Consider the following 22,859-nt stretch of genomic DNA (forward strand, 5'->3'; position numbering starts at 1 on the left):
TCCCGGCGCCGCTGCCCCGGCGACCCAGCGTACACCACCCCGATCATAACACCCGCTCCCCCTCGGGGGGGGGCCCCCCCCGCCCGCGGGGCCCCCACCACCTGCGGTCCCCCGTACCCACCCACCCGGGAGTACGCCGTGATCTTCGGAGGATTCAGTACCACCTCCACCGAGCAACCCCTGCCCGTCGGCGCGGCTCTGCTGGCGCCCGGATCGGCGGCCTGGCGACTCGGCGACGGCCCGGCCGCCGTGCTGGCGACCGCCGGCGGGTACCGCCGGGTCCTGGTGCTCGGCCACTGTGGGGCCAGAGACTTCGAGCTGTCGTTACTGGCCGAGGCCGGCCCACCCCCGGACGTCACCTGGCGCTGGCCCGGCACCTACACCGTGGTCGAGGAGACCCCGGCAGGGGCGGTGGTGCACACCGACCCGGCGTCCGCCCAGCCCGTATACGCCACCCGCTGGAGGGGTGGCTGGGCCTGGTCGACCTCCTCCCGGCTGCTGGCCTCCCTGATCGGGGCCGCCATCGACACCCAGCGCCTGGCGTGCGCGGTGTTCCTGCCATCGGTGCCCGCCCTGGCTGCAGGCCGCTCGTTCTTCGACGGCGTGGACCAGCTTGCGCCAGGTGCCCGGACCGAACTGCCCGCCGACGGCACCGCCTGGCGCGTCACCACCAGTTGGCGGCCCGAGCCCGTGCCCGGTTGGCCGGCCGACATCCGGCTTCGCGAAGCCCTGGCCGCCGCGGTCGCCCTGCGGACGGCTGCCGACCCGGCCCTGTCGAGCGACCTGTCCGGCGGTCTGGACTCCACCAGCATCACGGTGCTCGCCGCCACGGCCCTGCCTGCCGGGCACCGGCTGAACGCCGTCACCGTCCACCCCGACGGCGACCTCGGCGGAGCCGACCTGCACCACGCCCGCCTGGCCGCGGCCAGCCACCCGTCCCGGATCGCCCACCATCTGCTGCCGCTCACCGACGAGCACTTGCCGTACACCGCCATCACCCACATCCCAGTGACCGACGAACCGGCGCCCTCCACGCTCGCCCGGGCCCGGCTGACGGGCCAGCTGGAGTGGATGCGCGACGCGCTGGGCACCCGCACCCACCTGACCGGCGACGGCGGTGACAGCATCCTGTTCCAGCCCCCGATTCACCTCGCCGACCTGATCCGCCACCACCGCTTCCGCCGCGCGGCGGGCGAGGCGTTCGGCTGGGCGAGGCTCCGCCACACCCGGGTCGGCCCGCTGCTGCGGGACGCGGCCTGCACCGCCCGCACCACCCGCGACCAGGCCTTGGCCGCTCTCGCCCACGCGGTTGGGACACCCGGGCGCAACGACCACGGAAAGGTCGCCTGGTTTCCCCTGCTGCCGCACCCCGCCTGGGCCGGCGACCAAGCCGCCGGGCTGCTGACCGAGGCAGCCCGGCAGGCCGCTGCCGTTTCCGATCAGCTCCCGGGCCTGGACTTCGCGGTGCGGGTGCTGGTGGACGAGATCCGCGAGGTTGCCCGCACCGCCGCCGCCGACGCCCAGCTCGCCGCCGCCTCGGGTGTCGCCCTGTACAACCCGTTCCTCGACCCGCTGGTGGTGGACGCGGTGCTGGCCACCCCGCTGGGGCGCCGCCCGCCGCTGCACGTCTACAAGCCCGTCCTGGCCCGCGCGATGTCCGGCCTTCTGCCGCCGGAGACCGCCGCCCGCGCCACCAAGGGCAGCTTCGACGCCGACCACTACACCGGTCTGCGGGTGAACCAGAGCGACCTGTCCGCCTTGGCCGACAACTACCTCGCCGCCCTCGGCCTGCTCCAACCCGGCCCGTTCCGCAGGCACCTGGTCCAGGCCGCCGCCGGGCTGCCGATGCCGCTCGCCACCCTCGAACAGGCCCTCACTGTCGAAGCGTGGCTGACCGCCCATCACCGCGACCCCGCCCCCACATGGACTGTCCCCGCAGGGAGTGAGTTCCGTGGCTGATCTGCCCGCCTTCGCCGCCCCGCCGCCGCACGTCCGCGCCGCCGACTTCGGCCACGTCCTGGTCCTCGTCGACTATCGCACCGGCCACGTCCAGGGCCTGCTGCCCGCCACCGCCGAGCGCTTCCGCGACGCCGCCCGCACCGGCGGCACCGGCCACCTGAACGAACGGCTTGCCACCCAGCTCCTGACCGCCGGGCTCCTCGCCCCAGCACCAGCCGCCACCCAGTGGCCGGTGATCCGCGCAGCCACCACCAGTGCGAGCTGGGGCACCACCGAACACCTCGCCGGCATCACCCGCCCCGCCTCCGTCCCGGCCCGGGCTCTGCTCGGCGCCGCAGCAGCCCTCACCGCGATCACCGTCGTCGAGGCCGCCGGCGAGCGCCGCACCGCGATGTTCCGGGTGATCAATGTCGTCCACCGGGCCGCGTCAAGCTGCCGCCGCCCGGCCACCCCCGAACAGGCGGCGGCCGCCGTCCTCGCCGTCCGAGCGGCTGGATGGCACTCCCCAGCCCGAACTGCCTGCCTGGAGGAGTCCGCCGCCACCGCATTGTTGCTGGCCTCCCGCCGCCTCGCCGTTACCTGGTGTCACGGAATCGCCGCCGACCCCGTACGGCTGCACGCCTGGGTGCAGACTGAGGACGGCGCCCCGGTCGCCGAGCCACCGTCCACCGGGGCCTACACGCCCGTCCTCACCCTCGGAGCCCGCCATCACCGCCAGCCCTGAGCCGACCATCTGGGTCCGCGACGACACCTGCGGCCTCGGTCCCTACCGCGCCGACCTTGTGGAGACCTACTGGCGCTGGGAACAGGATCCCGCGCTGCTCGTCGGCTACGGACGCCAGCAGCCCGAGTCGCTGGAGGTCCGCACCGAGGGCATCGCCCGTCAGCTTCGCGGCGACAACATCCGTTTCACCGTCTACGACCTCACCGGCGAACAGCCGGTCCCGACCGGAGTCACCACCCTGCTGCCCGATCCGTCCGTCCGCACGGCCGAGTACGTCGTAATGCTCGCGCCCGAAGCCCGCGGTAAGGGCCTGGGCACCGCCGCCACCCGCCTCACCCTCGACTACGCCTTCCACATCACCAATCTGCGGATGGTCTGGCTCAAGGTGCTGGCCCCCAACAAAGCCGGCATCCGCGCCTACGAAAAGGCCGGATTCCACACCGTTGGCGCCCTGCGCGCGGCCGGGTACTGGCTCGGCGAGATCTGCGACGAACTGATCATGGACGCGCTCGCCAGCGAGTTCACCGGCCCCTCGGTGATCACGCGCCTGCTGCCGGAGTAATCACTCGGGGGGCGTGATCACGTTCCCCGGGCAGCGCCAGACCTACGCTGTTTCGCCCTCTGCGCGACGCGTGCCCGCTGGCGGGGCGTCTGCCGCCGGGCCGCGGCGGAGCGAGCCCCCGCGCGCCATGTGTACTTCTCCCCAAAGGATTTGACGGGCGGCATCCGGTTGCCGATAGTCGTCGGGGCGGCCGGCCGCCCGACGTGGCGGTCCGGGCCGGGGCGGCAAGTGCCACGAGGGGAGGGCGTCGTGAACGTCGGGGGTTGGATACCACTGCTCGTGCTGGTAGCCGCAGTGGCGGTCGGCTGGCAGCTCCACCGGTATCCGGGCGGCTGGAAGTACGCCTTCGGCAACGAGCACGATGCTGCGCGTCGCGATCTCCAGACCGCCCGAGGTGCCCTACGCGGTCTGGAACGGACCGCGCAGAAGGAACTGTCGGGCGCACGGGCCGCCGTCGAAGCCGCCACCGCCTCCCACCGGCGCCGGGTCCGCGACGCCGAACTGCACGTCGCCCACCTCCGGGAGCCCGGCCGCGGGGGGTACCGCGCCGAACTCGGCCCTCTCGCCCTCTACGAGTACGTCCTCGACGTGCAGACCGACGAGTGGCGCGCCGATCTTCCCCTGCACGAGATCGCCGTTCGCGCCGAGCACTCCCCGACGGCCGGCCACGTCTACCTGGTCGGTCCGGACGGACGTCAGCACCTGATGACCTACCCGGTCGCCGAGGTCGGCGAGGAGCAGGTCCGCACGTTCGTCGTCGACGTCCACAACGCCATCGCCGGCGCCAAGGCGTTCCAGCGGGAACGGCCTTCCCTACTCCGGCAGGCCGAGGCCGACCTCCGGCGTGTTCGGACCGACACCACCGAGCAGACGAAGGCCCGGCTCCACCTCGACGCGGTCACCGCTCGGCAGAGCGGCGACACCCGCATCCCGCAGGCACGGCAAGCCCTCGACGCCGCACACGACCGCTGGCACGCACTCACCGGTAGCCGTCCCAGCTGAACCGGCCGATCTTGTCGCCCGGCCCAGGCCATCGCGATGTCGACCGCGCCCTGTCGTCCGGGCTTGCCTCGGTGGCGCCGAGGCAAGCCTGACAGCGCGTACGGCAGTCAGGTCAGCCGCTGGGCGGTCGAGGCGGCAGGGTTGCCTCGGGTCTGCGCTCGTGGTGCCGAGGCTGGGCGGGGCGGCCGGGTGAGGTAGGTCTCGAAGCCGGAGACCCGGCCTGTGTGGGTGAAGCCGGCCTTCACAAGGACGCGGCCCGAGGCCGGGTTGTCCGGGTGGTGCTTGGCGTGGACGATGGGCAGCCCGAGCTGTCCGAAGGCCAGGGCGAGGAGTCGCCGCAACCCCTCGGTGGCGTAACCGCGTCCCCATGCGTCCGGCCGCAGGATATAGCTGACCGTGGCCGGTGGGCGCTCCAGGTGGAGCTTGACCACCCCCAGCAGGTCGCCGGCCGCAGTGAGACCGAGCATGTAGAGCGTTCGCGGGCTCTGGTCTGCGGACGCCGCGGCATTGCCTGCGTGGAACCGGGCCTCGGGGGCGTCCATCGGGGCTCGACCGAGGTACTTGGTCGACTCCGGGCTGTAGATGAGCTGAAGGGCCTGGGCGTCGATCGGGGTCAGCTCCCGTAGTTCGATCACCCGCCGACCTCCCCGACGAGGTCGGCCAGTTCACCGGCGGTGGGGCGGTCGGCGTCCTCCGCGAGGAGGACCCGGCGCAGGACGGTCTGGAACTCGGGCCAGGGCGTCTTGGCCGCGACGGGTACGACTCGGGCGGCGATGGCCTCGCGGATCGGCGCCACGCCGTCCGTACGGTCGATGCCGGCGGCCTCGTAGTCGAGGGGCCAGTCACCGGTGGTGCAGGTCCACAGGGTGCCCGCGAGGGCGTAGACATCGGCGGTCTGCGTCGTCTGCACCGGCTGGGGGCCGGTGGAGATCCGGGCGGCCAGTTCGGGGGCGGTGAGGTGGATCATCGTTCCGTCGAACGTGACCCACGGCGTGCTGCCGAGCCGGCGGGACCACGCGAAGTCGAGGAGCCGGACGCCGTCCTCGGTGTGGACACCGTGTTGGGGCTGGAGGTCGCCGTGAATCCACCCGTCGTCGTGGAGGTCGGCCACCGCGCGGCACAGGTCGACCGCTGCGGCCCGCGGCCGGGTTCGGTCCAGCGCGCCCCTGCGGAGCGGCTGGAACACCTTCCAGGTGGACGGACCGGCCAGCCACGGGGTGACGCACCAGACGCCGTTCACGCAGCGGCCGGCGGTCACGGTGTAGCCCGGGAGCTGGTCCAGCACGGCGGCTTCCCGGGCGGTGACCTCGGCGGCCTCCCCGGTGCCCAGCTTGATGCTGACGGTGGGCGCGTACTGGTGGGTGCCGGGCGCGACCGCGTAGACGGTCCACCCCGTCATTGCGCGATCCGTGGACGGGGCGAGGAAGGGACAGTGCTCGTTCAGCCCGGCGAGGTAGCCGCCCACGTCGACGCCGGTCGGGTTATCCGACCGGCCCTCGGTGAGACGGAGCGCCCCGGCGGTCGGCCGAGACGCTCCGTCAGATGGGACGGTGATCACCGGGTGGACTTCTCCGGCACCATGTCGTCGCCGTCACCGGGGCCGGGCCTGGGACCACAGTCCCATTCGGCGACGACGATGCCGCTCTCCCGGTACCTCGCGAGGGCCTCGGCGTTCACGGTGCCGTCGATGTCGGTGAACCAGATCTCCGGGAGCGGCCCGTACGCCGCCTCGTACGCGGCCACCCAGGTGATGGGTCCGTGGCCCGCCATTTCGACGTGGGCCAACTCCCTGCCGGCGTGCTGCAGGCCGAAGGCGCGGTGGGCCGCGGGGTCCGCGGCGAGGGTGTGCCACGCGGTGTCGATCGCGGTGGAGAACATCTCGGGCGCGGCCTGACCGGCGTCGAACCGGCGCGCGGCGATGGTGAAGAATTTGCCCAGCTCGTCCAGTTCGACGTCGGGCTTGGTGGCGGTGCTCATCGGCTCCTCCAAACAGGGTTGGCGATGCTCGGCCGGGCGGCTGGGCAGTGGTGCCAGGTGGTGCCGGCCCGGCCCGGGAACGTGGCGGGGTGGCGAGTGAGACCGTAGGAGTTGCGATCAGTCTCTCTCCAGTGAGTTCTACCGAGTTGCACACCGATCACCCGAGCGTGTCGAGGGCTCTCGTGATCAGGTCCCGAGCGGCGGCACCGTACACGGCGGACTCGGCCAGATCGCGGAACCGGCCGGCGTACAACGAGACCTCGGACGGCTGTGTGATGGTGAGGTAGCCGGAAACCAACTCGACGTTGACCTGGGTGTTGTCGAAGATCCAGAAACCCTCTACCTGCATCGATACACGGTTCCGCCGGTGCGGGACGATCCCCAGGCTCAGGCTGGCCAGGGATGAAACGACGACCAGGTGGTTGAGCTGATCCGCGGCCACCTGAGGGCCGGCCAGCCCGGAGAGCAGGACCGCTTCCTCGATCAGGAACGCGAAGGTTCGTCCGGGATCGTGGAGGAGCTGCTGCCGCTCCATCCGGACCTGTACGGCAGCGTCCACGTCGTCCACTGCCACGCGGCGCTTCTGGGTGGCGCGGAGCATCGCTGTCGTGTAGGCCCTAGTCTGCAACAGGCCGGGAACGATGCCCGGTTGGTAGCAGCGAAAGCGAGCCGTTCGTTCGAACAGCGGCAGGACGGCCTCCTGCGCGTGCTTGAGACCGGTGCGCTCCATGCGCTTCCACTCCACGAACATGCCTTCGACGGACCTGAGACTCGCCGCCAGGTCGTCGGCCTGCCCCTCCGCGTCGCAGGCGCGGCACCATGCGCGGACGTCCGGCTCTGACGGTGCGGTGACCGCGTTCTCGATCCGGGAGACCTTCGACTTGTGCCAGCCGCAGAGCGCCGCGAGGGCATGCCCGGTCAGCCCGGCTTGCCGGCGGAGTTCGCGCAGCCGATCAGCCAACACCTTCCGGGCCTGCTGGATGCTCGATGAGCGAGATGTACGCATGCCACTCTGCTACTTGGGCTCGTACTCCTGATGCGGAGTGCCGAGTTCCCAGAGTGGGTCGAAGGCCGTGTGGAGGAATCCGACCGTCTCCGGCTCCGCGGTCGCATCAAACGCTTCCCGGTGGTCGATCTCGCCATCGCCGGTGAAGTGGTTGAGAACGGCGAACGCGCCGTCGAACAGCCAGAAGTCGTTCGCGGGGAGCGGAGTGCTCCTGATCCGGGCACGCCGAAGCCAGCGGACCTGTTCGCCAGCGGCCAGATTCAGATATGTGACGTGGTGTTCGTACTTGATGTAGTCGGTGACCGGTTCGGAGACGATGCGGAGCCGCCGCACGACGACGCCGCGCGACACGGCGTCCCGAACGGCGTCGGCCCAGCCCTGGAACCAGTCCGGCCGGTCCTCGGGGGCGTAGCGGTGCCCCTGCTGCCATCGGACGAACTCCGGGTCACTCGCGCCGTAGGCGTCGCGCAACTCCAGGTGGACGGCCGATCGAACTGCCTTGGCCAGCCCTTCACGGGTGGGCGATGTCACGTCACTCCTTCGCGTCCTTGCCCAGGGCAAGGACGAACTTGATCATGACCTCGGGGAGCCTGATCACGGTCTCGTGCGGGGGGACCTCAGTGGAGTGGCCGGGAATCGAGCCGACCTCCTCGCAGCGCCTCAGATCCTCTTCGCTGGCCTTGTACGACTGAATGAGCAGGTCCCCGTTCTCGGGGTCTCGCCAGATGGTCGGCGAGTCTTCGGTCGGGGTGTTCGGGATGATCCCCAGAAACTGTAGAGGCTGCACGATGCTCCCTGTGAACGCGGTGCCGCGCAGGTGCGGACCGGTGGGCTCCATCGTGGCGTGTGTACGACCGACCTGTCAGGGTTTTGCCTTTTGACGAATCATCAGCTCCAAGGTGGGTGTGAGAGGTTCCGGCCCGGCCAGGTCCCGGGCGGTGGGTGGGATCCTGTCAAGCACGCGACCGGGCCGGGCTCCTGGGGAGCCCGGCCCGGGGTCGGTGGTGCGGGGTGGGACCGGTGTATCAGTCGGTCACGGCGACGAGGCGCAGCTCCGAGGTGTAGCGCCGGCCCTGGTCGTCGGTGAGCCAGGCCTGTTCGGGGGTGGGGAACATCTCGGTGACGGTCAGTCGGGCGTCCGGGTCCTTGCGGGCCAGTCGGCGGGCGGCCTTGGCGAGGATGTTGACGTAGACCGGGCTGTCGAAGTCGACGAAGAACGGCCGCGGTTCGGTGGGCGAGACCACGAAGACGAAGCGGGGCAGCTCGTGGGCGTCCCGCCAGTGCCGGGCCCGGACGAACCGGCGGGGCTCGGTCTTCTCGTCCGCGAAGTCCAGCGTCGAGCCGACGAACCGCCAGGTCTCCCGGGCCACCACCATGCGGTCGATGGTGATCCGGGGGGAGTGGTCGGCCTCCGGCAGGAGCCGGAAGCGGTCCATCACCAGGGTGGTCAGCACGTGCGAGAACACCTCGATCGCCGGGAACACGGCGCCGTCGGGCAGCACCACGACCAGCCGGCCGTCCCGCTGCTCCACCACGGTGTCGGCGCTCGGCGTCGTCCGGTCGCGGTGCGGGTCGGCGGTGTTGTCGAGCAGGGCGACCTGGTAGTCCTGCGGGCGGACCAGCGCGTGCCGGATCCGGGCGGAGAGCCGGGCCTTGTGCTCCTTCGGCAGCAGCGGCATCAGCCGCGGCGCCGGGTGGTCGCGGTCGGTCCGGTCGAACAGCTCCCCGGGCTCGGGGTGCTGGTTGACGAACAGCTCGTTGCCGAGCGTGTTCGAGGCCAGGTGCAGCTCGCCCAGCGCGAGTTCGAACTCGCCGCGGTCGATCGCCGCGGTGTCCTCCGCCGCGATCATCATGTCCGGGCTGATGTACCGCGCCGCCGTCCAGCCCGCGGCGGCGGCCGGGCCGAAGGCCTCCGCGACCCGGTCGGCGAGGTCCGCGGCCGCGACGTTGACCCGGCGCACCCCGTCCGAGGAGGGCAGGATCCGCTGCCAGTGGCGCTCGAACTCGGCCTGGAGCTCGGCGGCGTCGGCGCCCGCGGCACCGTGCAGGACGGGCATGCAGGCGAACCAGAAGGTGGCGAGGTCCACCGGGCGGCCGGGGTCGGTCTCGGCGCGCAGCTTCTCGTACACCTCGGCGACGCGGCCGGCCACCCGGGCGGCCAGGGCGGAGGCGAGCCAGGCGGCGCCGTCCATCAGCAGGTCGAGCGGGGCGAGCGCTGCCAGGACGTCGCTGCCGAGCGTCACCCGGGCCGCGCGGCGGCAGTCCTGGTAGACCACGGCGCGGCCGGGCGCGGTGGTGCCGCTCTTCTCGCGCTTGGCGGCCGCGTCGGTCACCCGTTGGAAGGTCTGCTCGACCTCGGTGAGGGCGGCCACCAGGCGCTCGGGGTCCTCGGCCGCGGCCCGGACGGCGTCGCGGGCGCGCTCCAGCTCGTCGAGCCGGGCGAGGGCGGCGGCGCGCACGGTGGGCTCACCGATCCGCTCCAGGGCGGTGCGGAGCCGGCGGTCGGGGCGGATGTCGGCGGGGACGTCGAGTTGCCAGGTGATCCAGCGCAGCCGGACGAGTTCGTCGAGCAGCGCGGGCACGTCGGTGTCCGGGCCGATCTCCTGCTGGACGGCGTGCGCCGAGCGGGTGCCGTCGCAGAGCCGCAGCACCCGCAGGGTGTGCGCCGGTACCGGGCGCGCCGGGCGGCCGGGGAGGCGTACGGCGTCCTCCTCCAGCCGGACGAACGGCACCCGGCGGGGGGCCGTCCAGGCGCGCACCGCCGGATCGGCGCCGATCTCGCGGGCCAGCGCGTCCATCGACCAGCTGGACCAGAAGACCTCCGAGGAGGAGGTCAGCCCGGTGCCCGGGTCCACGGTGATGCCGGGCCGGGTGGTGTCGAAGGTGCCCCAGCCGACCGGGCCGAAGAAGCCGATGGTGTCGTTCTTGACGCAGAACCGCTGCCAGTAGTGGGCGACGAACTCCTCGCGCTGGCGCTGCTTGAAGGTCCGGCCCTCGGTCGCGGGCGACCAGTTGAGGAACGGTCGGATCGCCGAGTCGAGCACACTGCGGTTCTGCCAGGCGACGGCGGCCCGGAACGACCCGGAGGCGGCGATCTCCTGCGCGTTCCCGGCCGCCCGCACGGCGGCCTGCGCGAACTCCTCCTCGAAGGCCTGCCAGGCGGCTCCGGAGAGCTTGTCCCGGGCTCCGAACTTGTCCGCGGCCGCGCCCAGGCCCTCCGGCGCCAGCCGGAGCACCCCATCGGCCGGGAACCCCGGGCCGCGCACCGCGACCTGGTCCCACAGCCGCCACCGGCCGCTCAGGGAGACGGATTCCTCGTGCATTCCGGTGCCCCCTAGGCCGACGCGGAGGCGAGGGACAGGTCGTCGACGACGACCTCCGCGAGCTCCGCGGGGGACGGGTAGGTGAAGACCAGGGCGACGGCGATCTCGGCGCCGAGCAGCTCCTGGAGCCGGTCGACGATCTGGAAGGCGGCGAGCGAGTCGCCGCCGGCCTCGAAGAAGTCGCTGTCGGTGTCGAGGCCGTCGTCGCCGAGCGTCTCGCGGTAGAACCCGGTGATCCGCGCGGTGAGTTCGGCGGTGTCGATGGTGGTCATGGTCGGTCCTTCCGAAGGGGTGGGTAGAGGGGAGAGGAGGGGCGCTCAGCGCTTCGCGGCGGCGGCCAGGACCGCGGCGGAGTTGCCGCCGGAGACGACGACCGCGCTCCGGCCCGCAGCGCCGGACCGCAGCGCCCCGGCGAGGGCCGCGGCGCCGCTGGGTTCGGCCGCGATGCCGGCGCGGTGCAGCAGGTCCATCGCGCGCAGGACCGCCGCGTCGTCGACGCCGATCAGCTCGTCGACCCGGTGCCGGACGATCGGGAGGGTCAGCTCACCGGGCCGCTGGCCGCGCAGTCCGTCCGCGACCGTGTCGCTGGGCGGGAGTTCGACCGGCCGGCCGGCGGCGATCGAGTGGGCGTAGCGCCGGGCCTGTTCGGGTTCCACGCCGATGACGCGGACCGGCCTGGGCAGGTGCGCGGCCGCGAGGCAGACGCCGGCCAGCAGGCCGCCGCCGCCGACCGGGACGAAGATCGTGTCGAGTTCGGGGGCGTCCCGGAACACCTCCAGGCCGACGGTGCCCTGTCCGGCGATCACCAGCGCGTGGTCGGAGGAGGGCACCAGTGCCGCTCCGGTGCGGGTGGCGAACTCCTTGGCGTACCGGTCGCGTTCGGCGACCCCGCCGGGCACCCGCAGGACCCGGCCGCCGAGCGCCCGGATCGCCAGCTCCTTGGCCTCGGCGGCGCCGGCCGCCATCACCACGGTGACCCGGACGCCGAGGGTGCGGCCGAGGGTGGCGACCGCGATGCCGTGGTTGCCGGAGGAGCCGGCGACGACCTCGTCGGCGCCGAGGGCGAGCATCGCGTTGGCCGCGCCGCGCAGCTTGAACGACCCGCTGTGCTGGAGGTGTTCGGCCTTGACGAGCAGGCCGGGCAGACCGGGCACACCGGGACGACCGGGCAGCCCGGGCAGGGTGTCGCAGCGCAGCAGCGGGGTGTGCCGCACGTGCGGGGCGATCCGCTCGGCGGCGGCCAGCACGTCGGCCGGCCCGACGGGCGTGTCCGTGGCGGTCGCGAGGCGGGTGTCGGCGGCGCTCACGCGACGGCCTCCGGCACGGGCGCGCGCAGGGCCCGCCGGTCGGCCTTGCCGCTGTGCGTCACGGGCAGCCGCTCCAGCCGGGTGAACCGCCTGGGCATCATGTGCGGCGGCAGGGTCCGCGCGAGGTGGGCCCGCAGCCGGGCGTCGGTGGTGCCGTCGAGCGGGCCGGTGACGTGGGCGTCGAGCCAGGTCCGGCCCCGGTCGTCGGTCTCGGCGGTCACCACGGCGCCGGTGACGTCGGGGTGGGTGAGCAGGGCGCCCTCGATCTCGGCCGGGTCCACCCGGTGGCCGCGGATCTTGATCTGGCGGTCCGCCCGGCCGAGGTAGTCGAGGGTCCCGTCGGTGCTGCGCCGGGCGAGGTCGCCGGTCCGGTAGAGCCGGGTGCCGGGCGGGCCGTACGGGTCGGGCGGGAAGCGGTCGGCCGTCAGGCCGGGCAGCCCGCCGTAGCCGCGGGCCACTCCGGCGCCGCCGATGTGCACCTCGCCGACCTGCCCGGCAGGGACGTCACGCCCCTGCGGGTCGAGCAGCCGCACGACGGTGCCCGCGATCGGGGTGCCGACGGTGTCGGTGGCGGTGTCCGGCTCGGCCGGCACCTCGTACCGGGTGGAGGTCATGGTGCACTCGGTGGGCCCGTACTGGTTGACCAGGCGGCCGCCGACCAGGGCGCGGCCGCCGGAGGCGAGGAAGGGGCGCAGCGACTCGCCGCTGGAGCAGAGCAGGCGCAGGGTGCGCAGCCGTTCGGCCGCGCGGGGGTGCTGGGCGAGGAAGGTGAGGAAGGAGGGGGTGGTGCTGAGGACGGTGTCGACGCCGTACTCGGCGACGGTGTCGGCGAAGGCGTCGGCGCGCAGCAGGCGCGAGCGTTCGACCAGGACGACGCAGCCGCCGGCGGCGAGCGGTGCGAAGGTGTCCCGGATGGACGCGTCGTAGCCGGGCGGGGCGAGTTGGAGGGTCACGGTGCCGGGACCGAGGTCGTTGTCGCGGGCGACGGCGCGCAGGTAGGTGTCCAGGCCGCGGTGTTCGATCAGGACGGGGTTGGGCGTGCCGGTCGAGCCGGAGGTGTGGCTGACGTAGGCGAGCGAGCGCGGGTGCGGGGCGGGGTACGCGGGGGCCGGCGGTGCCTCGGCGGGCAGCCGGTCGAGCAGGAGGGCGGGCGCGTCGACGAGCGGGCCGAGGCGGTCGGCCAGGGCCGCGGTGGTGAGCAGGTGCGCCGCGCCGCCGCCGGCGGCCAGGACGGAGAGCCGTCCGTCGGGCAGTTCGGTGTCCAGGGCGAGGAACGCCCCGCCGGTCCGGACGACCGCGGCGGTCGCGACCACGGCGTCGGTGCCGGGGGGCAGTGCCAGGGCGCAGACCCGTTCCGGTCCGAGGCCGTGGGCGGCGAGGTGGGCGGCGAGCCGGTCGATCCGGGCGGCGAGTTCGCCGTAGCCGACCGGGCCGTCGGCGGTCAGCAGGGCGGGGGCGTGCGGTGCGCGGTCGGCGTGGGCGCGGATGGCGTCGACGAAGGTGGCCCCGGCGGGGGTGCTCATGCCGGCTCCTCCGTCCCGGTCGTCCGGTCGACGGCGACGAGGCGCAGTTCGGAGGTGTAGCGCCGGCCCTGGTCGTCGGTGAGCCAGGCCTGTTCGGGCGTGGGGAGCATCTCGCTGACGGTCAGTCGGGCGTCCGGGTCCTTGCGGGCCAGCCGGCGGGCGGCCTTGGCGAGGATGGTGACGTACACGGGGCTGTCGAAGTCGACGAAGAACGGCCGCGGTTCGGTGGGGGAGACGACGAAGACGAAGCGGGGCAGCTCGTGGGCGTCCCGCCACTGCCGGGCCCGGACGAACCGCCGGGCCTCGGTCTTCTCGTCGGCGAAGTCGAGGGCGGCGCCGGCGAACCGCCAGGTCTCCCGGGCCACCACGGTGGAGTCGATGGTGATCCGCGGCGAGTGGTCGCCGTCCGAGCGCAGGGTGAAGCGGTCCATCACGCGGTTGGTGAGCGCGTGGCAGAAGACGTCGAGCAGTTCGAAGGCCGAGCCGTCGGGCAGCACCGCCGCCAGTCGGCCGTCGCGCTCCTCGACCAGGACGTCGCCGGAGCGGACGGTGCGCGGGCGGTGCGGGTCGGCGGTGTGGTCGGTGAGGGCGACGTAGTGGTCCTGCGGTCGGGAGAGCGCCTGCCGGCTGCGGGCGGACCACTTGAGCGGTAGCTCCTTGGGCAGCATGGGGAGCAGGCGCGGGCCGGGGAAGTCGCGGGTGGTCTCGTCGATCAGCTGCTCGCGGTCGGGGTGCTGGTGGACGAAGAGGGACTGGCCGAGGGTGTTCATCGCGATGTGCAGCTCGCCGATGACGAGCTCGAACTCGCCGCGTTCGACGGCGCCCAGGTCCTCGGCGATGATCATCAGGTCGGGGCTGATGTACCGGCTGAGCGACCAGCCCCGGCCCTCGTCCGGGAACGCCTCGTGGACCTGCTCGGCGATGTCGGCCGAAGCGAGGGTGACCCGCCGGGCGCCGGCCGGCGCGTCGATGATCCGCCGCCAGCGCTCGCGCAGGTCGGCCTGGATCCGGTCGGCGTCGGCGATCGACTCCGGGTGCGGGGCGGGCAGGCAGGCGAACCAGAGCGAGCCGAGGTCGACCGGGCCGCCGCCGGCGCGCTCGCGCAGGGCGAGGTAGGCCGCGTGGATGCGCGCGCCGACGGACTCCGCGTACCGGTTGGTCAGCCAGCGCGCGGCGGTCATGCACAGCTCCAGCGGCGCGAGCTGCTCCAGGACGGCGGTGCCCACGGTCGCGGTGGCGGACCGGCGGGTGTCGGAGTAGACCAGGGCGCGGTTGGGCGCCGTCCGGGCACCCTTCTCGCGGACCGCCGCGACCTCGGTGATCCCGGCGAAGTCGGCCTCCAGCGCGGCGAGGGCGGCGGTCAGCTCCTCGGGGTCGGTGCCGGCCCGCTGCACCCGGTCGCGGCCCTGTTCGAGCACGGCCAGCCGGGCCAGCGCGGGTTCGCGCACGTCGGCGTCGCCGATGCGCTCCAGCATCGCCCGCAGTTCCTGCTCGGGGTAGGTGCCGGCGGGTACGTCGAGCCTCCACAGCACCAGCCGGCGGGCGACCAGCCACTCCAGGGCGGCGGTGACCTCCGCGGCGGGCAGCGGCCGGCCCAGCTCCCGGGCGGCCAGTTCGGTGATCTCGGCCGGGGTCCGGCGGCCGTCACAGAGCCGGAACACGGTGAGCGCGGGCTCGGCGGCCGGCTGCGGCGGGCGGCCGGGCAGGTGCACCGTGCCCTCGGCGGCCCGGACGAACGGCACCGGGCGCGGCGGCGTCCAGGCGCGGACCCGGGGGTCGCGGTCGATCGCCTTCGCCAGCGCGTCCATGGACCAACTGGAGAAGTACACCCGGGAGTCGGCGACCAGGCCGGTGCCGGGGTGGACGTCGACGCCGCGTCGGGCGGTGTCGAAGGTGCCCCAGCCGACCGGGCCGAAGAAGCCGATGGTGTCGTTCTTGACGCAGAACCGCTGCCAGTAGTGGGCGACGAGCTCCTCGCGCTGGCGCGGCATGCTGGTGCGGCCTTCGGCGGACGGCGTCCAGTCGAGGAACGACTTGATGCCGGTGCCGAGCACCGCGCGGTTCTGCCAGGCCACCGCGGCCCGGAACGGCGCCGAGGCGGCGATCTCCTGGAGGTCCCGCGCGGTCTGCACGGCGGCGGCGGTGAAGGTCTCCTCGAAGGCCTCCCAGTCCGCCGCGGCCGGGGTCTCCCCGGGGGTGAACTTGTCGGCGGCCGCGGCCAGGCCCTCCGGCGCCAGCCGGAGCACCCCGGCGGCGGGGAAGCCCGGCCCGCGGAGCGCGAAGTGCGGCCACAGGCGCCACCCACCGCCGGGCATTCGTATGGTGTCGGACATTGCTGAGGTACCTCCCTGGGAAACGTGCGCCGGGTCGTCCGCCGGTGGCCGGCCGACCGTCTGGCCTGTTCGACCGTCAGGCCTGTTCGACCGTCAGGCCTGTTCGACCGTCAGGCCTGCTCGGCCGGGATGCCGCCGAGGCACCACTCCAGGACCGCGCGGGCACTGTGGTACTTGTTCTCGGCCTGCTGGAACGCGATGCTCGCGGGGCCGTCCAGCACGTCGGCGGTCACCTCGTCGCCGCGGTGCGCCGGCAGGTCGTGCATGAAGACGGCGCCGGGGCAGGCCGCGAGCACGGAGGCGTCCACCCGGAACGGCTCGAAGGAGCGCCGCCAGTCGGGGTCGGCCTTGGCCGTGCCGGTGGTCTGCCAGCGCGTGGTGTAGACGACGTCGGCCTCCGGCAGGTCGGCCATGTCGTGCCGCTCCTCGACCAGGGCGCCGGACTCCTTGGCGAGGGTGCGGGCGCGGTCGAGGTAGACCGGGTCGAGCCCGTAGCCGGCCGGGGTCCGCAGGTGCAGCTCGGTGCCGGGGAAGCGGGCCAGTGCGAGGGCCAGCGCCGAGGCGGTGTTGTTGCCCTCGCCGGCGTACAGCACGCTCAGCCCCTCGATCCGCCCGAAGCGGCCGAGCATGGTGGTGAGGTCGGTGAGCGCCTGGGTGGGGTGCTCGGCGGCGCTCATCGCGTTGACGACGGCCATCCGCTGCTGGGCGGCGTAGGCGCGGAGCTCCTCGGTGCTGCCGGCGGTGCGGGCCACCAGCACGTCGAGCATCCTGGAGAGGACGTCGCCGGTGTCCTCGGCGCTCTCGCCGGTGTTCTCCTGGAGGTCGCCGGGGCCGTAGGTGATCAGCTTCGCGCCGAGCCGGAGCGCGCCCGCGGAGAACGCCGTCCTGGTGCGGGTGGACGTCTTGCGGAACAGCACGCCGACGACGGCGTCGGCGAGCGGCCGGGCGCTCTCGCACTCCCCGGCGGCGTACTGGGCGCCGCGGTGCGCGATCCAGCGCAGCTCGCGGTCGGTGAGGTCGTCGACGGAGACCAGGTGGCGGCGGGGCGGTCGGGGCATCGGGGGTTCCTCCTCGGGCGGCGGGTGACAGGCGGCGAGTGGCGGGTGACGGGCCGTCAGCCCGCGCGCAGGGCGTCGTGCAGGATGCCGAGGCCCTCGTCGAGCAGCTCGGGCCCGATGGTCAGCGGGGGCATCACCTTGAGGACCTCGTCGTACCGGCCGCAGCGCTCGACGATCAGGCCGTGGTCGAAGGCGTACCGCTGGACGCGCTCGGCCCGGTCGGGGCCGCCGGTCCGGGCGGTGTCGATGCCCAGCACCATGCCCCGGCCGCGCAGCACGAGCTCCGGGTCGAGCGCGGCGAGGTCCGCCCGGAACCGGTCGAGCCGGGCCGAGTTCTGCCGCAGGCCGGTCAGGAAGGCGTCCTGCTGCCAGAGTTCGCACGCGGCGGTGGCCGCGACGAAGGCCAGCTGGTTGCCGCGGAACGTCCCGGTGTGCTCGCCGGGCTGCCACAGGTCGAGCTCGCGGCGGAACAGCGTGAGCGAGAGCGGCAGGCCGTAGCCGCTGAGCGACTTGGAGACGGTGACGATGTCCGGCACGATCCCGGCGTCCTCGAAGCCGAAGAAGGTGCCGGTGCGGCCGCAGCCGGACTGGATCTCGTCGAGGACCAGCAGCACGCCGTACCGCTCGGTGACCGCGCGCAGGCGGCGCAGCCACTCCCGGCCGGCCGGGTAGACGCCGCCCTCCATCTGCACCGGCTCGACGACGACCGCCGCCGGCGGCTCGGTGCCGGAGGACGGGTCGGCCCAGAGCCGCTCGATCAGGTCGATCGAGTCGAACGGGCCGAGCGGGCCGTCCTCGAAGGGCACGAAGGTCACGTCGCCGCCGGCGACCCCGCCGGCCCGGCGGGCGCGGCGGCTGCCGGTGATCTCCAGCGAGCCGCGCGACATGCCGTGGTAGCCGCCGGTGAAGGCGGTCAGCCCGGTGCGGCCGGTGGCCCGGCGGGCCAGCTTGAGGGCGGCCTCCACCGCGTCGGTGCCGGTCGGGCCGGTGAACTGCACCTTGAAGTCGAGTCCGCGCGGCTGCAGGACGACCTCGTTGAACCGGGTGAGGAACTCGCGCTTGGCGACGGTGTGCATGTCCAGGCCGTGCATCACGCCGTCGGCGGCGAGGTAGTCCAGCACGCGCTGCTTGACCGCGTCGTTGTTGTGCCCGTAGTTGAGGCTGCCGGCGCCGCAGAAGAAGTCGATGAAGGCCCGGCCGTCGTCGGTGTGCAGCAGCGCGCCCTTGGCACGCTCGAACACCACGGGGAAGGTGCGGCAGTACATCCGCACCTCGGATTCGAGCTTCTCGAAGACGGAGGTGTCGGTGGTGGTGGCGGTGGTCATGGCGCTTCCTTGGGGCGAGGAGGGCGAGGAGGGCGAGGAGGGCGGGTTCGGGCCGGTCAGCGGCCGGCGGTCGCGCGGTCGCCGCGCGGGCGGGCGGTCAGCCGGGGCAGCGGGCCGGCCGCGGCCAGCCGCGGGTAGGCGTCCAGGGCCGCGGCGAGGGCGGCGACGGTGGGGTGGTCGAAGAGTGCCCGCACCGGCACGTCCACGCCGAGGGCGGCCCGCAGGCGGACGGACACCCGGGTGGCGAGCAGCGAGTGCCCGCCGAGCCGGAAGAAGTCGTCGTGGGCGCCGATCCCGGTGGCGCCGAGGACCTCCTCCCAGACCGCGGCCACGGCCCGCTCCTGCGGGGTGCGCGGGGCGGCGGTGGCCGGGGCGGCCGTGCGGGGCTCCGGCACCGGCAGCGCGTGCCGGTCGACCTTGCCGCTGACCGCGGTCGGGATCGCGTCCAGCAGGACGAACGCGGCCGGGACGAGGTGCTGGGGCAGCGAGTCGAGCAGCGCGGCGCGCAGGCCCTCGGGCGTGGGCGGCCGGTCGGCGTCCTCCGCGACCAGGTACCCGGTGAGCTGCCGGCCGCCCACGCCGTCCGGGGTGGGGTGGACGACCGCGGCGCGCACGCCGTCCAGGGCGAGCAGCGCGGCCTCGATCTCGCCCGGTTCGATCCGGTGGCCGCGGATCTTCACCTGGTGGTCGCTGCGGCCGAGGATCTCCAGCGAGCCGTCCGGGCGGAGCCGGCCGAGGTCGCCGGTGGTGTAGAGCCGGCCGCCGGGCGTGGTGGCGTGCGGGTCGGGGAGGAAGGCGCCGGCGCTCTGGCCGGGCCGCCCCCGGTAGCCCCAGGCGAGGCCGTCGCCACCGATGCAGACCTGCCCGGTGCCGCCCTCGGCCACCGGCTCCAGCCGGTCGTCGAGCACCCGGACGCTGGTGTTGTCCACCGCGGCCCAGGTCAGCACGTGTCCGTCGGCACCGTGGCGGGCCACGCTCGTCCAGATGGTGGCCTCGGTCGGACCGTAGAGGTCCCACACCGGGGCGCCGCCGGCGGCGAGGGTCGCGGCCAGTTCGGTGTGCAGCTTCTCGCCGCCGGAGAGCACGGTGAGGTCGGGGCCGGGCGTCCAGCCGGTGTCGGTCAGCATCCGCAGCATCGAGGGGGTGGCCTGGATCACCTGCGGGCGGGCCTCGCCGATCAGGCGGATCAGGCGCTCCGGGTCGCGGGCCTGTTCGGTGTCGGCCAGCACCAGGCGGGCGCCGGTCAGCAACGGCAGGCACAGCTCCAGCATCGAGGGGTCGAAGGAGGCGGTGGTCAGCCCGAGGACGGTGGCGCCGGGCGGCAGCTCCAACCGGGCGGCCATCGAGTGGAGGAAGTTGGTCAGCGCCCGGTGCGGGATCTGGACGCCCTTGGGCATGCCGGTCGAGCCGGAGGTGTGGAAGACGTAGGCGAGGTCGTCCTGGCCGGTGGTCCGGGCGGGCCGGGTCGGCGGGTCGGCCGGGGCGCCGGCCGGTTCGCCGCCGTCGAGCAGCAGGGTCGTCGCCGCGGTGCCCGCCACCCGTGCGGCCAGCGGCCCGGAGGTGACCACCACGGCGGCCCCGGTGTCCTCGACCAGGTAGCCGATCCGCTTCACCGGGTGCATCGGGTCGAGCGGGACGTAGCCGCCGCCCGCCTTGAGGACGGCGAGCAGGGCGGTGAGCAGGCCGGTGCCGCGCTCCAGCAGGACGCCGACCCGCACGCCCCGGTCGACGCCGAGACCGCGCAGCCGCTGCGCCAGCCGGTCGGCCCGGGCGTCGAGTTCGGCGTAGCTCAGCTCGCCGTCCGAGGACCGGACGGCGGGGGCGTCCGGGGTGCGGCGCGCCTGCTGCTCGAAGAGGTCGGTGACGGTGGGGGAGGGCACCGCGCGGGCGGCGCCGAGGCCCAGCGCGAGCCGGCGGCGGCGCTCACCGGAGGGCAGCGGTGCGATCTGCGCGGTGGCGAGCGCCAGCGGCTCGTCCGGGGCGGCCAGCACGGTGCGCAGCAGCCGGACGTAGTCCTCGGTGAGGCGGGCCGCCGTCTCGGGGGCGAACAGCGCGGTGGCGTACTGCAGGCGCAGGCCCAGGCTGCCGTCGGGGCGTCCGAGCAGGTCCAGCGCCAGGTCGAACGGCGTCCCCGCGACGGGGGTGGGCACCAGCTCGACGTCCAGACCGGCCAGGGCGGGCGGTTCGGCCTGCGCGTCGAGGGTCAGGAAGGAGACCTGGAAGAGCGGGTTGCGGCTGAGGTCGCGCTCCGGGGCCAGCTCGGTGACGACGCGTTCGAACGGCGTCTCGGCGTGCGAGAGGTCGGCGAGGGAGCTGCTCCGGACCCGGTCGACCAGCTCGCCGAAGCTCGGCCGGCCCGACAGGTCGGCGCGCAGCACCACGGTGTTGACGAAGGGGCCGATGAGCTCCCGGGTGGCGGCCTGGCCCCGGCCGGCGACCGGCGTGCCGACGGCGAAGTCGCGCTGCCCGCTGTACCGGCCCAGTTGGGCCTGGAAGGCCGCCAGCAGCACCATGAAGCGGGTGGCGCGCCGGGACCGGGCCAGCCGGTCGGCCTGCGCCACCAGGTCGGCCGGGAGGGTGAACCGGGCCACCGCGGCGGCGCCGTCCCACTCGGCGGGCCGGGCGCGGTCGGTGGGCAGCTCCAGGGGCGGCAGGCCGGCCAGCCGGGAGCCCCAGTAGCCGAGCTGGCGGGCGAGCCGGTGGCCGGTGGTCCGCTCCTGCTGGCGGGCCGCGAAGTCGGCGTACTGCGACGGGAGGTCCGGCAGGCCGGCGGGGCCGCCGGTGCTCGCCGCGCGGTAGGCCGCCGCCAGGTCGCGGGTGAAGACGTTCCAGGAGGAGAAGTCGAAGGCGATGTGGTGCACCACGACGACCAGCAGGTGGTCGTCGGCCGCCAGCCGGGCCAGGGTGGCGCGCAGCGGCGGCGCGGTCGACAGCTCGATCGGCCGGCCCAGCACCCGGTCGAGGACCGCGGCGATGCCGGCCTCGCCGGGGGCGGGCGCCTCGACGGTGTCCAGCGGGACCTCGACGGAGGGCGCCACCCGGGCCACCGGTTCGCCGTCGGCGGCCGTGTACCGGGTGCGCAGCACCTCGTGCCGCTCGACCACGGCGGTCAGCGCGGCGGCGAGGGCGGCGGCGTCGAGGCCGCCGCGCAGGCGCAGGGCCAGCGGCAGCAGATGATCCGCCGTACCGGGCCGCAGCTGGTCGAGGAACCACAGCCGCTGCTGCGAGAAGGATGTCGTCCGGACGTCACCGCGGTCCACCGGCTCACCTCCAAGGGGTAGTCGATACGTCGCGCGCCCCGGGTGGTCGGGGCACAACCGGAGCTTGCCGGTCGGGTGCGGCGGGGCAGTAGGGAAGGAGCGGCAGCGCGGGGCGCCGCTTTTGCTGCGTCAATGTCTCTGGTCGGCGGCGGGCCTCGGCGGCGCCGTCGCGGCGGCCCTGCGCGGGCCCGCGCGGGGCGGTGCCGGGTCAGATCAGCCCGGTGCGGACGGCGTGGGCCACCGCGTGCGCCCGGTTGCGGACCTGGAGCCGGGCCATCAGGTCGTAGATGACGTTCTTCACGGTGTGCTCGGAGCAGGAGAGTTCGCGGGCGATGGCCGCGTTGCCGTGCCCCTCGGCGACCAGGCCGAGCACGGCGGTCTGCCGGGCCGTCAGCGGCGAGTCGGGGGCGGGTCGGTGCGGGGCCGGGCCGTCGTCCCGCGCCGGTCCGAGCAGGCCGACCAGGACGCCGTAGGGCATCCGGCCCTCCCCGTGCCGGGCGCAGCGGACGGCGGTGAGCAGGCGTTCCGGGGTGGCCTCGGTGGACTGCAGCATGGCCACCGCCCCGGCCCGGACGGCCCGCCGGACCCCGGCGGCCGTGAAGGTGTCGGCGACCAGCAGCAGCGGGCCGCCGTCGGGCTCCGGCCAGCCGTCGAGCGCGGCGCCGGGGGTCGGTCCGGCGGCCACCCGGACGGTGGCCCCGGAGCGGGCGGCCGCGAGTTCGATGCCGGCCCGGCGCAGGTTGGCGGCCACCGCTTCGCGGGCCGGTCCGCCGGCCGGGCCGAGGTGGACGCGCAGTCCGCCCGGCCGTCTCCCGGTCTCGGGCCTGGTCCCGAGGGCGAGGGCGCTCACAGCAGGCCCGCCCGGAGCGCGTAGGCCACCGCGTGGGCGCGGTTGCGGAGCCGGAACCGCTGGGTGATGTCGCGGACCACGGTGGTGACGGTCCGTGCGGAGTAGCAGAGCTCCCGGGCGATCTCGTCGGTCTCGTGGCCGTCGGCCACCAGCCGCAGGACGGCGCGCTCGCGTTCGTCCAGGCCCCAGCCGGGTCCGTGGCCCCGGGCGCCGGGGTGCGGATCGAGTTCCGTGCCGTGGTCGAGGAGTCCGTCGATCAGGTCGGGCGGCACCGTGCAGTCGCCGCCGGCCACCGTGAGCACCGTCCGCGCCAGGCGGTCGGCGTTGACCTCGCGCCGGCGCAGCAGGCCGCGGGCCCCGGCGTTGATGGCGTCCGCGGCCTCGGCCGGGGACAGGTCGGCGGCGATCACGACGATGGCGGGCCGGTGCGGGCCGGTACGCGTCGCGGTCACCAGGTCGAGCTCCTGGCGGTCCACCCGGTCGACCAGGACGACGGCGACGTCGGCCTTCTCCTCGGGCTGGACCAGGGCGATGTCCGGGTTGCCGGACAGGGCGCTGACGGCGCCGGCTTCGAGCACCGGGTCCAGGGCCACGACGCAAAGCGGCAGGGGGTTGCCCATGTGCACTCCTCGGTCAGCGTGGGGGTGAAC

General features: G+C 74.3%; 20 protein-coding genes. 4 read left to right on the forward strand and 16 right to left on the reverse strand.

The window, feature by feature from the left end; translation table 11 throughout:
• Positions 1-138: 138 nt before the first annotated feature.
• The 4 genes from ACFVYI_RS00680 (at position 139) to ACFVYI_RS00695 (ending at position 4,247) form a co-directional block, all read left to right on the forward strand.
• Positions 139-1,959 (forward strand): albusnodin/ikarugamycin family macrolactam cyclase, encoded by a 1,821-nt coding sequence (locus ACFVYI_RS00680; RefSeq protein WP_387879874.1) that lies wholly within the window; start codon positions 139-141, stop codon positions 1,957-1,959.
• Positions 1,952-2,683 (forward strand): lasso peptide biosynthesis B2 protein, encoded by a 732-nt coding sequence (locus tag ACFVYI_RS00685; RefSeq protein ID WP_387879876.1) that lies wholly within the window; start codon positions 1,952-1,954, stop codon positions 2,681-2,683. The genes ACFVYI_RS00680 and ACFVYI_RS00685 overlap by 8 nt, the downstream gene beginning before the upstream one ends.
• A 7-nt stretch (positions 2,684-2,690) precedes the next feature.
• The gene (locus ACFVYI_RS00690) at positions 2,691-3,245 is read left to right on the forward strand and encodes a GNAT family N-acetyltransferase (RefSeq protein ID WP_387880025.1); all 555 of its coding nucleotides are present in this window, start codon (positions 2,691-2,693) and stop codon (positions 3,243-3,245) included.
• A gap of 279 nt (positions 3,246-3,524) precedes the next feature.
• Entirely contained in the window at positions 3,525-4,247 is a 723-nt protein-coding gene (locus tag ACFVYI_RS00695) for a hypothetical protein (RefSeq protein WP_387879879.1), read from the forward strand.
• Between the two features lie 107 nt (positions 4,248-4,354).
• On the opposite strand, the gene ACFVYI_RS00700 is transcribed toward ACFVYI_RS00695, so the two are convergent.
• From ACFVYI_RS00700 to ACFVYI_RS00775, 16 genes are all read right to left on the reverse strand, one after another.
• The gene (locus ACFVYI_RS00700) at positions 4,355-4,882 is read right to left on the reverse strand and encodes a GNAT family N-acetyltransferase (RefSeq protein WP_387879881.1); all 528 of its coding nucleotides are present in this window, start codon (positions 4,880-4,882) and stop codon (positions 4,355-4,357) included.
• Positions 4,879-5,646 (reverse strand): hypothetical protein, encoded by a 768-nt coding sequence (locus ACFVYI_RS00705; protein ID WP_387879884.1) that lies wholly within the window; start codon positions 5,644-5,646, stop codon positions 4,879-4,881. Before ACFVYI_RS00705 ends, ACFVYI_RS00700 begins: the two co-directional genes overlap by 4 nt.
• A gap of 155 nt (positions 5,647-5,801) precedes the next feature.
• The gene (locus ACFVYI_RS00710) at positions 5,802-6,224 is read right to left on the reverse strand and encodes a hypothetical protein (protein ID WP_387879887.1); all 423 of its coding nucleotides are present in this window, start codon (positions 6,222-6,224) and stop codon (positions 5,802-5,804) included.
• Positions 6,225-6,381: 157 nt separating this feature from the next.
• The gene (locus ACFVYI_RS00715; RefSeq protein ID WP_387879889.1) at positions 6,382-7,230 is read right to left on the reverse strand and encodes a helix-turn-helix domain-containing protein; all 849 of its coding nucleotides are present in this window, start codon (positions 7,228-7,230) and stop codon (positions 6,382-6,384) included.
• Positions 7,231-7,239: 9 nt separating this feature from the next.
• Positions 7,240-7,761 (reverse strand): DUF6879 family protein, encoded by a 522-nt coding sequence (locus tag ACFVYI_RS00720; protein ID WP_387879892.1) that lies wholly within the window; start codon positions 7,759-7,761, stop codon positions 7,240-7,242.
• 1 nt (position 7,762) lies between these two features.
• A complete protein-coding gene (locus ACFVYI_RS00725; RefSeq protein ID WP_387879894.1) occupies positions 7,763-8,068 on the reverse strand; it encodes a hypothetical protein in 306 nt (101 codons plus the stop codon).
• Positions 8,069-8,255: 187 nt separating this feature from the next.
• Positions 8,256-10,553 (reverse strand): lantibiotic dehydratase, encoded by a 2,298-nt coding sequence (locus ACFVYI_RS00730; RefSeq protein WP_387879897.1) that lies wholly within the window; start codon positions 10,551-10,553, stop codon positions 8,256-8,258.
• Between the two features lie 11 nt (positions 10,554-10,564).
• Positions 10,565-10,825 (reverse strand): phosphopantetheine-binding protein, encoded by a 261-nt coding sequence (locus tag ACFVYI_RS00735; protein WP_387879899.1) that lies wholly within the window; start codon positions 10,823-10,825, stop codon positions 10,565-10,567.
• 45 nt (positions 10,826-10,870) lie between these two features.
• On the reverse strand, positions 10,871-11,860 hold the full coding sequence (locus tag ACFVYI_RS00740) for a threonine/serine dehydratase (protein ID WP_387879901.1): 990 nt from the start codon (positions 11,858-11,860) through the stop codon (positions 10,871-10,873).
• Positions 11,857-13,383, reverse strand: a complete 1,527-nt coding sequence (locus ACFVYI_RS00745; protein ID WP_387879902.1) for an amino acid adenylation domain-containing protein — start codon at positions 13,381-13,383, stop codon at positions 11,857-11,859. The genes ACFVYI_RS00740 and ACFVYI_RS00745 overlap by 4 nt, the downstream gene beginning before the upstream one ends.
• Entirely contained in the window at positions 13,380-15,716 is a 2,337-nt protein-coding gene (locus ACFVYI_RS00750) for a lantibiotic dehydratase (protein ID WP_387879904.1), read from the reverse strand. Before ACFVYI_RS00750 ends, ACFVYI_RS00745 begins: the two co-directional genes overlap by 4 nt.
• A 110-nt stretch (positions 15,717-15,826) precedes the next feature.
• Positions 15,827-16,774, reverse strand: coding sequence for an ornithine carbamoyltransferase (locus ACFVYI_RS00755; RefSeq protein WP_387879907.1), 948 nt, complete (start codon positions 16,772-16,774; stop codon positions 15,827-15,829).
• Positions 16,775-16,830: 56 nt separating this feature from the next.
• Entirely contained in the window at positions 16,831-18,099 is a 1,269-nt protein-coding gene (locus ACFVYI_RS00760; protein ID WP_387879910.1) for an aspartate aminotransferase family protein, read from the reverse strand.
• Between the two features lie 56 nt (positions 18,100-18,155).
• Positions 18,156-21,359: an amino acid adenylation domain-containing protein gene (locus ACFVYI_RS00765; RefSeq protein ID WP_387879913.1), complete on the reverse strand. Its 3,204-nt coding sequence runs from the start codon at positions 21,357-21,359 to the stop codon at positions 18,156-18,158.
• Positions 21,360-21,567: 208 nt separating this feature from the next.
• Complete coding sequence (locus tag ACFVYI_RS00770) at positions 21,568-22,209, reverse strand: LuxR C-terminal-related transcriptional regulator (RefSeq protein ID WP_387879915.1); 642 nt, start codon at positions 22,207-22,209, stop codon at positions 21,568-21,570.
• On the reverse strand, positions 22,206-22,829 hold the full coding sequence (locus tag ACFVYI_RS00775; RefSeq protein ID WP_387879916.1) for a response regulator transcription factor: 624 nt from the start codon (positions 22,827-22,829) through the stop codon (positions 22,206-22,208). Before ACFVYI_RS00775 ends, ACFVYI_RS00770 begins: the two co-directional genes overlap by 4 nt.
• Positions 22,830-22,859 lie beyond the last annotated feature (30 nt).

It is taken from the genome of Kitasatospora sp. NPDC058218 (assembly GCF_042882445.1).
Lineage (GTDB): Bacteria > Actinomycetota > Actinomycetes > Streptomycetales > Streptomycetaceae > Kitasatospora.